Annotated in this window: 10 protein-coding genes, 1 tRNA gene and 1 pseudogene; 4 read left to right on the top strand and 8 right to left on the bottom strand. The window is 66.3% G+C overall.

The annotated features are described in order from the left end of the window. Positions 1–10 precede the first annotated feature (10 nt). Both G6N54_RS15995 and G6N54_RS16000 read left to right on the top strand, forming a co-directional pair. Positions 11–1,300 carry a pyridoxal phosphate-dependent aminotransferase gene (locus G6N54_RS15995; protein ID WP_163790977.1) on the top strand — a complete coding sequence of 430 codons (1,290 nt, stop codon included), beginning with the start codon at positions 11–13 and terminating at the stop codon, positions 1,298–1,300. Positions 1,301–1,322: 22 nt separating this feature from the next. Next, positions 1,323–2,609 (top strand): YibE/F family protein, encoded by a 1,287-nt coding sequence (locus G6N54_RS16000; protein ID WP_163790978.1) that lies wholly within the window; start codon positions 1,323–1,325, stop codon positions 2,607–2,609. On the opposite strand, the gene rfbA is transcribed toward G6N54_RS16000, so the two are convergent. From rfbA to G6N54_RS16040, 8 genes and pseudogenes are all read right to left on the bottom strand, one after another. Beyond that, positions 2,560–3,426 carry a glucose-1-phosphate thymidylyltransferase RfbA gene (gene rfbA / locus G6N54_RS16005; protein WP_163790979.1) on the bottom strand — a complete coding sequence of 289 codons (867 nt, stop codon included), beginning with the start codon at positions 3,424–3,426 and terminating at the stop codon, positions 2,560–2,562. The genes G6N54_RS16000 and rfbA overlap by 50 nt on opposite strands. A gap of 17 nt (positions 3,427–3,443) precedes the next feature. After that, a complete protein-coding gene (locus tag G6N54_RS16010; protein ID WP_163790980.1) occupies positions 3,444–3,788 on the bottom strand; it encodes a nuclear transport factor 2 family protein in 345 nt (114 codons plus the stop codon). Positions 3,789–3,840: 52 nt separating this feature from the next. Next, on the bottom strand, positions 3,841–4,596 hold the full coding sequence (locus tag G6N54_RS16015; RefSeq protein WP_163790981.1) for a maleylpyruvate isomerase family mycothiol-dependent enzyme: 756 nt from the start codon (positions 4,594–4,596) through the stop codon (positions 3,841–3,843). A 29-nt stretch (positions 4,597–4,625) separates the two neighbouring features. Beyond that, positions 4,626–5,951, bottom strand: coding sequence for a UDP-glucose dehydrogenase family protein (locus G6N54_RS16020; protein ID WP_163790982.1), 1,326 nt, complete (start codon positions 5,949–5,951; stop codon positions 4,626–4,628). Positions 5,952–6,042: 91 nt separating this feature from the next. After that, positions 6,043–7,569, bottom strand: a complete 1,527-nt coding sequence (locus tag G6N54_RS16025) for a DUF7159 family protein (protein ID WP_443677341.1) — start codon at positions 7,567–7,569, stop codon at positions 6,043–6,045. 151 nt (positions 7,570–7,720) lie between these two features. Next, positions 7,721–9,677, bottom strand: a pseudogene (locus tag G6N54_RS16030) (DUF7159 family protein). Between the two features lie 153 nt (positions 9,678–9,830). Continuing rightward, positions 9,831–10,403: a dCTP deaminase gene (dcd, locus tag G6N54_RS16035; protein ID WP_163790983.1), complete on the bottom strand. Its 573-nt coding sequence runs from the start codon at positions 10,401–10,403 to the stop codon at positions 9,831–9,833. Positions 10,404–10,435: 32 nt separating this feature from the next. Beyond that, on the bottom strand, positions 10,436–11,083 hold the full coding sequence (locus G6N54_RS16040; RefSeq protein WP_179969075.1) for a hypothetical protein: 648 nt from the start codon (positions 11,081–11,083) through the stop codon (positions 10,436–10,438). A 137-nt stretch (positions 11,084–11,220) separates the two neighbouring features. On the opposite strand from G6N54_RS16040, the gene G6N54_RS16045 reads away from it, so the two are divergent. Both G6N54_RS16045 and G6N54_RS16050 read left to right on the top strand, forming a co-directional pair. Then, positions 11,221–11,294, top strand: a tRNA-Gly gene (locus tag G6N54_RS16045). Between the two features lie 436 nt (positions 11,295–11,730). Further along, on the top strand, positions 11,731–12,825 hold the full coding sequence (locus G6N54_RS16050) for a Fic family protein (protein WP_232072848.1): 1,095 nt from the start codon (positions 11,731–11,733) through the stop codon (positions 12,823–12,825). Positions 12,826–12,835: the final 10 nt, after the last annotated feature.

The raw sequence follows: 12,835 nt of genomic DNA on the forward strand, positions 1-12,835 counted from the left end.
GCAAAAATCGGTGGACACCGATGGCACCATGGGTGACGTGACCACTCACCAGGTGCCCGTGCACAGCCCCGGCCACCACCGGCAGCGGAATTTCGCGCAGTCGTCCAAGCTTCAGGACGTTCTGTACGAAATCCGCGGCCCGGTGCACCAGCATGCTGCGCGGCTGGAGGCCGAGGGGCACCGCATTCTCAAGCTCAACATCGGCAACCCGGCGCCGTTCGGCTTCGACGCACCCGACGTGATCATGCGCGACATGATCCAGGCGCTGCCCTACGCGCAGGGCTACTCGGACTCGCAGGGCATCCTGCCCGCCCGGCGCGCGGTGGTCACCCGCTATGAACTGGTCGACGGCTTCCCACGGTTCGACGTCGACGACGTCTTCCTCGGCAACGGCGTATCCGAGCTGATCACGATGACGCTGCAGGCCCTGCTCGACAACGGCGACCAGGTGCTGATTCCGTCGCCCGACTACCCGTTGTGGACGGCGTCGACGTCGCTGGCCGGGGGCACGCCCGCGCACTACCTGTGTGACGAGACCCAAGGCTGGCAGCCTGACATCGCCGACATGGAGTCGAAGATCACCGAGCGCACCAAGGCGCTGGTCGTGATCAACCCGAACAACCCCACCGGGGCCGTGTACAGCCGCGAAGTCCTCAGCCAGATCGTCGACCTGGCACGCAAACACCAGCTGCTGCTGCTGGCTGACGAGATCTACGACAAGATCCTCTACGACGACGCCAAGCACATCAGCTTGGCCACTCTCGCACCCGACCTGCTGTGCCTGACCTTCAACGGCCTGTCGAAGGCCTACCGGGTCGCCGGGTACCGAGCCGGCTGGCTCGCGATCACCGGGCCCAAAGACCACGCCGGCAGCTTCATCGAGGGAATCAGCCTGCTGGCCAACATGCGGCTGTGCCCGAACGTTCCCGCCCAGCACGCGATCCAGGTCGCCCTCGGCGGCTACCAGAGCATCGACGACCTGGTGCTGCCCGGCGGCCGGCTGCTCGAGCAGCGCGACGTCGCGTGGACCAAGCTCAACCAGATCCCCGGGGTGTCCTGCGTCAAGCCGGACGGCGCGCTGTACGCGTTCCCGCGGCTGGACCCCGAGGTCTACGACATCGCCGACGACGAGCAGCTGGTCCTCGACCTGCTGCTACAGGAAAAGATCCTGGTCGGCCAGGGCACCGGCTTCAACTGGCCGGCACCGGATCACCTGCGCATCGTGACCCTGCCGTGGGCGCGTGATCTGGCCGCGGCGATCGAACGGTTGGGCAACTTCCTGACCGCCTACCGGCAGTAAGCGGGTTCGCGCCGCCTCTACGGTGGAGCGCGTGACGCACTCGCACTCGCATTCACACAACCTGTCCTCAGGACCGTCCCCGCTGGGGCCGCTTCCCGCCAAAATCGTCGTAGGGCTGCTGGTTGCGATCGGGTTAGCCGTGATCGCCGGAGCGGTGTTGCTGTGGCCGAGCCGCCAGCACGTCGACATCCCGATGCCGTACCAGAGCGCGACCGGCGGATCGGTGAGCACCGAGCGCGCGCACGTGCTGTCCAGCGGGCTGGGTGACTGCGGCAGCCCGTCGGCCAGTCAGGTGCTCACGACGACTCCGCAGCCGGGAACGCCGGGCTCGGGACGATGCGTGGAGACGTTGGTCGCCATCGATTCGGGGCCGAACGCGGGCGCGAAGACGTTGCTGGAGTCCACCCCGGGTCCCGGCCAGCCGCAGTTCAAAGCGGACGACCACATCCGGGTCGTCCGACAGATCGACGCCCAAGGTGCCACTACTTATGCGTTCTACGACTTCGAGCGCGGTTGGTCACTGGTCGCGCTTGCCCTGGCGTTCGCGGTGGTCATTGTCGCGGTCGCACGATGGCGCGGATTACTGGCGCTGGTCGGCATCGTGGTGGCGTTTCTGGTGCTGGCGGTCTTCTTGCTACCGGCGCTGCGCGACGGTGCACCCGCGGTTCCGGTATCCCTGGTGGCGTCGGCGGCGATCCTCTACGTCGTCATCTATCTCGCGCATGGAGTCAACCTGCGTACCAGCGCCGCCCTGCTGGGCACCTTGTCGGCGTTGCTGCTGGCCGCCGGATTATCTTGGGGTGCAATCGAACTGGCGCACCTGACCGGGCTATCGGATGAACAGAACTCGGCGGTCAGCGCCTATCTGGGCAGTGTGTCGATCAGCGGACTGCTGCTGGCCGGGTTCATCATCGGATCGCTGGGCGTGCTCAACGATGTGACGGTGACGCAGGCGTCGACGGTCTTCGAGCTCGCCCATGTCGGCGGGGACACCTCGCGGCGGACGATCTTCCTGAGCGCAATTCGGGTGGGGCGCGATCACATCGCCAGCACGGTCTACACCCTGGTGCTGGCGTACGCGGGCAGCTCGCTGCCACTACTGTTGCTGTTCAGCGTCGCCAACCGATCGCTGAGCGACGTGCTGATCAGCGAGAGCGTGGCCATCGAACTCGTGCGCTCCGCGGTCGGCGGAATCGCCCTGGCGCTGTCGGTGCCGTTGACGACGGCGATCGCCGCTGTGCTGGCCAAACCGACTGAGGTCAGCCCCGTTCCAGCAGCTCCAGGAGATAGCCGCCATACCCGGACTTGACCGTCTTGTGGGCCCGTTGCGCCAGCTCGTCGTCGCTGACCCAGCCCTGCCGCCAGGCGATCTCCTCGGGGACGCCGACCTTCAGGCCCTGCCGTCGCTCCAAAGTGCGGACGAAATCGCTTGCGTCCAAAAGGGAATCGAATGTCCCGGTGTCTAGCCACGCCGTGCCGCGGGCCATCACCTCGACCGCCAGCTGGCCCTGGTTCAGATAGATCCGGTTGACGTCGGTGATCTCGTACTCGCCGCGCGCCGAGGGCTGCAGGCCCTTGGCGATTTCGATCACGTCGTTGTCGTAGAAGTACAACCCCGGTACCGCGTAATTCGACTTGGGTGTCTCGGGCTTCTCTTCCAGCGACAACGCCATGCCGTCAGCGCTGAATTCGACGACACCATAGGCCGACGGGTTGGCTACCCAATACGCGAAAATCGCCCCGCCGCTGACGGTTTGGAACCGACTCAGGCTGGTACCCAGCCGTGGGCCGTAGAAGATGTTGTCCCCCAATACCAATGCCGCGCAGTCATTGCCGATGTGCTTAGCGCCGAGTACGAAGGCCTGTGCCAGGCCGTCGGGTTTCTCCTGCTGGACATAACTGAGGTCGATGCCGAATTGCGAGCCGTCACCCAGGAGCCGTCGAAAACCGTCGGCGTCGTGGGGCGTGGTGATGATCAGAATGTCGCGGATTCCGGCCATCATCAGCGTGGACAGCGGATAGTAAATCATCGGCTTGTCGTAGACGGGCAGCAGCTGTTTGCTGATGCCCATCGTGATCGGGTGCAGGCGGGTGCCCGAACCGCCGGCCAAGATGATTCCGCGCATGTAATGGCTCCTAAGCCCTAGGTGACGAGGTCGGCCTGGGTGAGTTCGGTGGCTGCCAGCGCCGACGCCAAGTCTTGATGACGGAACACCGACGTGACGTGGTCGTGGACGACCCGGAACGCCAACGCGGCGCCACCGGTTTGTTCGGCGACCACGACGCCGTCGTGCACGTACATCTTGCCGAGTTCGGTGGCCGGCCGGCCAGAGGCCGCCCAGGTGCGCAGCGCCTCGTGGCCCTGCGCGGCCCCGTGCGGGTCGCCAATCTCGATGTCGTCGCTGGATAAGGCCGCCAAGGTCTCGACGTCGTTGGCGTTGAGAGCGTCGTGCCACGCCAGCACGGTGGCGATCTCCGATGTGGTCATGGCCTAAAAATTACCGTGTGCCATTTCCGAGCACGCCGTTTCCCCGACGTTGTCAGAGCGGCGTGCGCTCCAGCCAGGTGTGCCACACGGCGTCGTCGCCGAACAACTCGATACCGGTGTCTGCGAGCGCAGTTCGCCGCGCCAATGCCAGCAACAGTTCGGTGGCCGCGCCCCGTAACGCCACGCTGCCCTTGCCGTGCTGGTGTGACCAGGCAATGCCGGTACCCGAGATGCCTACGGTCCACTCGCCGGCTTCGCCGAGCCCGGGGTCGGTCGCGTGCAGGTGCAGGGTGTGGTCGTCCGCGAGCGGCAGTGCAGCGCCGCCGCTGCCGGCCTGGATCGCGATCCGCTCGAGGAACTCGGTGATGCCGTCGGCCGCGACGGCGGGCTCGAGGCTGAATTCACTCCCCAGCGCAATAGCCGCGTCGGCGCGATGCACCGACGTTTCGTGCAGCCGGCGCCGGATCCACCAATTCGCCGGGCGCTCACCGAGAAAGGTCCATACCGGGGTCTCGACACCCGAGAACTCGACGGCATCGAGCAGGCGTTGGGCTCCGCCGTGCAACCACGGGATCGCGTCGGCCGGATCCGGTGGCGGCTTGCCACCTTCGACGCTGCGGACGTCGAGCGGCTCGTCGAGTTGGTCCCGCACGATTTGCGCCGCCCAGCGATCGCCGCGGCCGACATGGCGGAACAGCTGCTTGAGGCTCCAGCCCGGGCAGGTCGGCACCGTGAGCGAGTCGTCGACGTCGCGGAAACGCTCCGAAAAAGCGCGGTTTTCGTCGAGAAAAGCTGCCGCGTAATCCACGCAATCAGGCTACTCGCCAAGGATGCGATCTAGGGGCGTCGCGCTCCGAGCCGGAACACCCGCCAGCCCGCCTGAGTCCAGCGTTCGGCATCCAGGCAGTTACGACCGTCGACGACGACGCGCGCACGCACCCGGTCGGCGAGGTCGTTCGGGTCGAGGTCGGTGAACTCCTGCCACTCGGTCAGTACCAAGACCGCGTCCGCGCCGTCGCACGCCTCGGTCACCGAAACCGCGTAGTTGAGGGTCGGGAAAAGGCGGCGCGCGTTTTCCAGGGCCTTCGGGTCGTAGAGGTTGACCGCGGCCCCGTTGAGCTGCAGCTGGCCGGCGACGTTGAGCGCCGGCGAATCCCGGACATCGTCGGACTCGGGCTTGAAAGCCGCACCGAGCACGGCGACGTTGGCGCCCAGCAGTGAACCGCCGCATGCGGCGGTGGCCAGCTCGACCATTTTGGTGCGCCGGCGCATGTTGATGCTGTCCACCTCGCGCAGGAACGTCAGCGCTTGATTGGCACCCAGCTCGCCGGCGCGGGCCATGAACGCCCGGATGTCCTTGGGCAGGCAGCCACCGCCAAAACCCAAACCCGCGTTGAGGAATTTGCGCCCGATGCGGGAGTCATATCCGAGGGCATCGGCCAGCAGCGTGACGTCGGCGCCCGCGGCCTCGCATACCTCCGAGACGGCGTTGATGAATGAAATCTTCGTTGCGAGAGAGGCATTGGCGGACACTTTAACCAATTCCGCTGTCTGCAAATCGGTTACGAGGAACGGCACACCCGCATCGAGGATGGGCGCGTACAGCTCGCGGATGACGATCTCTGAGCGCACCGAATCCTGTTGAATACCAAGCACAATACGGTCCGGCTCCAAGGTGTCGTGCACCGCGTGTCCCTCGCGCAGGAACTCCGGGTTCCAGGCGATTTCGACGTCAGCCCCCTCGGGTGCCAATGCCGCGGCCCGCTCGCCAAGCTCGGCCGCAGTGCCCACGGGCACAGTCGATTTGCCGACCAGCACGGCCGGCCCGGTCAGCCGCGGTACGAGATTGTCGATGACGGCGTTGACATGGCTCAGATCGGCGCCGTATTCGCCCTTCTTTTGCGGCGTGCCGACGCCGAGGAAGTGCACGTCGGCGAAATCAGCCGCCAGGTCGTAGTCGGTGGTGAACCGCAATCTCCCGGCAGCCAGGTTGTCGGTCAACAACTCTCGAAGACCGGGCTCGTAGAAGGGGATGTCACCCGCGGCCAGCTTGGCGACTTTACCTGGGTCGATGTCGACTCCGACGACCTCGTGCCCCAGGACGGCCATCCCGACCGCGTGCGTAGCACCCAAGTATCCGGTGCCAAAGACGGTGCATCGCATACCACCTTGTGTAGGTGTCCGCGATGAGCTAACTGCATAGGTGCGTTAAGCGGGAGGCAAACGGGAGGTGACTAGGTGGCTGTCGGGGGAGCTAGCGGCGGCCACCGCCGCCGAATCCGCCGTGGCCGCCGCCGAAACCACCGTGACCGCCGCCACCCGGGAAGCCACCGCCACCCGGGAAGCCACCGGCGTGGCCGCCACCACCTGGGAAGCCACCTCTACCGGGCCCTTGGTTACCCGGGAACTCACCCCCGCCGCGGCCGGGATTGTTCGGGAATCCACCACCGCCGCCGGGACCCAACGGTCCGCCGGGCACACCGATAATCGGCGGTATCGGGAGCGGGATCGGGATGGGAATCGGCGGCGCGACGGGCGCGGGAGCCGGAGCGAGCGGCACGGGGGCCGGGGCCGGTGCGTCGGGTATCGGCGCGGGCGCTTCCGGCACCTGGACCGGGACGGGTGCCGGGGCCTCGGGTATCGGAGCCGGAGCGGGTGCCTGAGGAACAGGTGCCGGAGCGGGGATCGGGGCCGCCTCAGGCGCGGCGGGAGCTGCCGGAGCGGGCGCGGGAGCCGGAGCAGCCGGCGCCGGTGTGGCCGGGGCGACGATGTTGTGGCTGGGAACAGGCTTCACCCCGGCCGTCGGCCGGATCGCGATCGCCAGCGAAACGACCAGCGCGGCGACGCCGACGATGAAGATCGCCGCAACCACGCTGCCCACCAGCCCAAACGACCTGCGTTCGTGATAGTCGGCGAGCGAGGTGGCTGCGGTGTACGCGCCCGTGTAGGGCTCGGCGTAGTCGTCGGGAACGGCGCTGTACGCCAGTAACCCCTCGGCGGAGTCCGGGTTTTCGAAATATCCGGGGGCAATCGCGAACGGGTCGAGGGCACCGGTGCCGGGGTCCTGCGCGTAGGCCCACGCGGCGGTGGACGAGGCGAACAGCGGCGCATTCGCCGACGCCAGCGCGGCCCCGCGGGCCAGCGCGGTGTCCGGCTCCTCGGGCATGGCCACAGGAAGCGTCGTCGCGGCCTCTAGCGCCGACTTGATCAGCGGAACATCGACGCCGGAGCCGACGACGAACACCGCGCCCGGGCGCGTATCCAGCGTTTCAGCCTCCGAGACCATCGTGGCCAGCTGTGCCACCGCGGCGTCATCGTCGTCGGGCAGGGTCTGTCGATGCACGTCGGCGATCGACCCGTCGGCGGTATCGACGAGCGCCAAGGTCGCGGTCTCGGGTTCGATGAACAGCAGGGCGGTCTGGGCGTAGTTGGTTTCATTGCCCACCGCCTGCGCCAGCGCGGCCGCGGCCAGGAAGGCCGAGACCAACATCACATTCTCGACCTTGTGCGCGGCCAGGGCGTCCCGCAGCGCGGCCGCCTCGATGGGATCGGTCCAGGTGACGCCAGTCGAGGTCAGCTGATAGCCGCCGGTGGCCGCGCTCTCCTGGGTTCCCAGGATCGCCGAGACTACTTGATCCGCGGCGCTAGTCGTTGCTGCGTCGTCGTCGGACGCAACGTCGAAATTGTCTTCGTCGACGGTGGCACCATCGCCATTTTCGCCTTCGACCAGAACCATCCGGACTGCCGTTGGCGCCATCGACACCCCGAGTACGGTGTCCAATGCCCCTCCATTGTCATTTGCTAGACAGTGCAGTGGAGGACGTCGCCATCGCAGGCTCCGGCTGCCTCGAGACGTCGTGAATCCCCACCCTGTATTCCCCTAGCGACCCGACTTTACGCGCGAACCGCTCCAGTTGTTTGGGGCGAGACCGCTAGTGGTGCCCGCCGCCGCCCCCGCCGCCACTGCTGTGACCGCCGCCACCGCCACCGCCAAAGCCGCCTCCACCGCCGCTGTGACCGCCACCTCCGCCAAGGCCACCGCCGCCGCCGAAGCCTCCGCCGCCGCCAAAGTGGCCACCGCCACCGATAGGTCCGCCACCGATAGGTCCGCCACCGATCGGCCCGCTCGGAGCGTGGCCGCCACCGCCGAACGGTCCCCCACCGCCGAAGGGCCCGCCACCGCCAAGGCCGCCGCCGATGGGCCCACCCGATGGCCCGCCGCCGAACGGACCACTTCCACCGTGGCCACCCCCAATAGGACCGCCACCAATCGGGCCACCACCGTGTCCGCCGCCGACGGGTCCACCACCGATCGGCCCGCCACCAAGGGGACCACCACCAATCGGTCCGCCGCCGTGGCCTGGCCCGCCACTATTAGGCCCACCGCCGAAGGGACCACCCGAACCGTGGCCACCACCCGGACCCGTTCCCGGAAGACCCCCGGAACCACCGCTATTAGCGCCACCCGAACCCGAGCCAGGCGGCGGGAAGTGTCCGCCACCCGGGCCATTCGGCTTGGTCGGGCCAGTTTCTGGAGGAGTTTGATGCGGCGGTGACTGCGGGACCGAGTCCGGTGGCTCCGGGATGTGCACGGGCGGCGGCTGCTGCACCACGACGGGTGGCGGCATCACACGCGGAGCCTGGATCGGCGGCGGAGTCATCAACCATTCCGGGCCGGGCACGCGGATCTGGGGCACCGGGATCGGCACCACGGCCGGTACCGGCACCACCGGCGCAATAGGCGGAGCCGCGGGCGCCGGAGCGGCCGGCAGCGGTGCCGCTAACGCCGGATGCAACGGCATGGGCGCCGCTGCGGGCGCGGGCAGGACGATTTTCGGCTTGGCGACGGACGCCTCCGCCGGCGGGAGCGGGAGCCGGCTGGCTGGGCACGATGAGGTTTTGGTTGGGGCTGGGCTGCACGGCCACGTTCGTCGTGCGGATACCGATCGCCAGTGCGATCTCGAGCGCCACCACGGCGCTGATGGCGACCACCGCCATTCCGCTGCCGACCAGCAGCACCGGCCTGCGACGCGGCTGGCCTTCTTCTGGCCCGTCGAAGTCGGACGGGTCGATCACGACGGTCGGCGCGTCGGCATCCTCGTCGGACACCAGGCTGTAGGCGAGCTCGTCGCGGCCGAGCGTCGCGTCGGAAACGTAGGTCACGCCAAGGTATTCGGGCCTGTCGTCCGGTTGGACGGCACCGGTACCCGGGTCTTGCGCGTAGGCCAGCGCCGCGGTCGACGAGGCGAACAGCGGCGCGTTGGCCGACGCCAGCGCGGCCCCACGGGCCAGCGCGGTCTCGGGCTCTTCCGGTGTGTTGACGTTCAGTGCGGTTGCCGATTCCAATGCCGGCTTGATCGCGGCGATGTTGACGCCCGAGCCGACCACAAACACGCCACCCGGGGGCAGGTCCTGCTCCTCGAGCCCGGCGAGCATCCCGGTGAGTTGGGCGGTGGCCTCCTCGTCGGACTCGGGGTCGAGCCGCTCCCGGTAGAACTCGCTGATGGACCCGTCGGCGGTCTCGACAATGGCCAGCGTCGCGGTGTCCGGTTCGACGAAGAGCACTGCGGTGGTCTCGTAACCCATTGCCCCACCGACGGATTGACCGAGCGCCGTGGCGGCCAGAAACGCCGAGACCAGCATCACGTTCTCGAGCTTGTAAGAGGCCAGCGCGTCGCGGAGCACGGCCGCGTGCAGCTGGTCGGTCCACGTCACTCCGATCGAGGACAGCTCAAGCCCGGCGTCGGCCGCGCCCTCGCGCGTGCCCAGGATCGCCGAGATCACCCGATCGGGGACGGCCGTGGGCTCGGTGTAATCGGTTGCGGTGACGTCGAATTCGTCTTCTTCGACCAAAGCGCCGTCGGCGTTCTCGCCTTCAACCAAAACCATCTGGACCGAGTCCGGTGCGATCGAGACCCCGAGCACAATATCCAAAACCAACCCCTCCAAAGGTGGTGCAGCCGAGCGGTGCTCGGACGGAGGAGAAAAACCATTGACTATCTAATAATCCCGCAGCATGGCTGTGCGGGCACCCTCTCGAAGCTATGTAGTTCTTATGAATCTCTCATAGGAGCGCGACGGCGTCGGGCCGCGCTGCCCCTGGTACTTCGAACCCACCCGCGAACTGCCGTAAGGGTGTTCGGCCGGGCTGGTCAAACGCAGGATGCACAGCTGGCCGATCTTCATGCCGGGCCACAGGATGATCGGCAGGTTGGCGACGTTGGACAGCTCGAGGGTGATGTGACCGGTGAAGCCGGGGTCAATGAAGCCCGCCGTCGAATGCGTCAGCAGGCCGAGCCGGCCTAGCGACGACTTGCCTTCCAGGCGCCCGGCGAGGTCGTCGGCCAACGCGACCTGCTCCAGCGTCGAGCCCAGCACGAACTCGCCTGGGTGCAAGACGAACGGCTCCCCTTCGGCGGGTTCCACCAGGCTGGTCAGTTCGTCCTGCTGCTGGGCGGGGTCGATGTGGGTGTAGCGGGTGTTGTTGAACACCCGGAACATGCTGTCGAGGCGAACATCGACACTGGAGGGCTGAACGAGAGTGTCGTCGAACGGGTCGATGCCCAGCCGGCCGGCGGAGATTTCGGCCCTGAGGTCACGATCGGAGAGCAGCACGCGATGAGCCTATCTGCCGCGTTGCCCCGTGTTCAGTCGGCGAGGTACGTTTCGTCGCCCTTGGCGTAGCCGCCCCCGGTCGTCGTGACGTGGACGTGGTCATAGTGGCCGAGCCTGCTCGTTTGCGCGCCATTGGGCGCGTAGTAGACGCCGCGCCAAATCGCGTCCTGAATCCCGAACCGCTTCGAGTTCTGCAGCACGTACGCGACAATCGCATTGCCCAGCGCGATGCCCTGCGCGCTGCCAGGATCCGGGATCATCACGTCCATCGCCAGGCCGAGGGGGTGCCAGGGCAGCGAATCCGGTCGGACACCGCCGATTTCGTGAATCTGCGGGAACGTCGCGCTGATCGCGCGCGATGTCAGGATCGTGCGGACCTGCAGGCCCTGCTCGGAGGCCAGCCCGACGGGCAAGAAACGGGATCGAACGTGATACCGCGATGCGACCGGCTGACGATCGGGGGCACCCATGCCTGCCCAGCTGTGTGGCAAATTCGCTTCCGCCGCGACGATTTCCAAACGGCTCGGAGCGACGTCGTTGATAACGGCCTTGGCTTCGGCAGGGGCGGAAAAGGGACCGACATCGCCCGCTGCCGCGAAGAGTATTGCCGCTGGGGCCAGCATCGCTGCCAGGACAACCGGCGATTTACGCCGCTTCTTGGCTAACCTGTGCCGACCCACTCAGAGCACATTACGGCATGATAACGAAAGAATAAATGTGAGCATTTTAAATTTAATGGCTTAAGTGCAATGCCGCGTTGGCATTCGACCGTCGCGGCTGGTCGCGCGGCTGGGTGCTAGCCTTCTTGGGCAACCTCGCCGATGTAGTTCAATGGCAGAACATCAGCTTCCCAAGCTGAATACGCGGGTTCGATTCCCGTCATCGGCTCCACCTTGAACTGCAGCGATGCATTGATCCGCGTGACGCCGCACGCTCCGTGCCACGTCCGGTGTCACAAGTAGTCGACAATAGACGCGGCGAGCTTGAGAGCTTCGTCCTGCGAATGTGCGTAGAGCTTCATCGTCAGCGATCCGACCGAGCCACGACGAGGTTATCGTCCTCTGCCACACACCAGGCGCGCCGTTAGTTCGAACGCGACTTTGCGCCGGTCTTACCGCGCCGACAAGCCTGGGAAACGTAACTCGGACTGCCGCCCATCAAAGTCCGATCTGCAGATATAACTCGGACTAACGATATAGTTAGTCCGAGTTAGGAGACATCTGTGCAAGCCAGAGATGCGTGGCCTAGCCACGGCGCAGAGCGACGCCCGTGGACCCAGACCCAAAGGGGTGGCACCCGCGAGGACAGGACACTTCATTCCGTCACCGTGTCGCTCCCGCCCTATATCGCCAAAATCGACGCCACCATCGACGCGGATATCGCGGTCGAACTCGAAGCAGCCATGAGCGAGATTTCTCGACTCGACAGCACGCACGGTACCGACCTCGAAGCGCTCAGCACTCTCCTTCTTCGAACAGAATCGGTGGCGTCGTCGAAAATTGAGCGCGTTGAAGCGAGCTTGGACGACTACGCGCGCGCGCTGCACGGCGGAAGAGGCAATTCGAGCGCGGTCTCGATGGTGGCGGCAACCACCGCCCTCAACGAAATGATCGCGAGCGTCGATCAAGATGCCCCCGTACAGATCTCCGCAATCCTGCGCGCGCACGAGGCGCTGATGCGAGAAGATCCGACGGAGGCGCAGCATGCTGGTCAAATAAGGACTGTCCAGAACTGGATCGGCGGAAGCGACTACTCGCCGCGAGACGCGCTGTACGTTCCGCCACCGCCAGACACGGTGCCCGCGTACCTGGACGACCTGATGGAGTTCGCGAACCGCACCGACATTCCCGTTCTGATTCAGGCCGCCATCGCGCATGCACAGTTCGAATCAATCCACCCCTTCACAGACGGCAACGGCCGCATCGGCCGGGCACTCATCAACACCATCTTTCGGCGGAGGGGAGCAACAACGCGCCTTGTTGTCCCGCTGGCATCGGCGCTTGTCGCTCACCGAGAGCGTTACTTCGGCGCGCTCAACACATACCGCGCCGGCGACGTACGCCCACTGGTCGTCACATTCGCGAACTCATCGAGGGCTGCCGCCGCCGAATCACGCACTACTGCACAGCGTTTGGTTGAGATACCCGTTGAGTGGCGAAACATGGTCGGCTCGATCAGGCGTCACAGCGCGACCGAAAAACTACTGCTGCTCTTGCCGTCGACACCGATCATTTCGTCCGACCACGTCGCGTCACTTCTCGATGCACCTCGAAGCAGCGTGTTCGCCGCAATAAAACGACTGCACGACGCCGGCGTGCTACGCCCTCTGACTGACCGCAAACGAGACCAGGTCTGGGGAGCAAGCCTTGTGCTCGACGAACTGGACGACCTGGGGCGCAGGATCGAGCGAGCGAGCACTTAACTCGGTCCCG

The sequence above is a fragment of the Mycobacterium stomatepiae genome, assembly GCF_010731715.1.
Lineage (GTDB): Bacteria > Actinomycetota > Actinomycetes > Mycobacteriales > Mycobacteriaceae > Mycobacterium > Mycobacterium stomatepiae.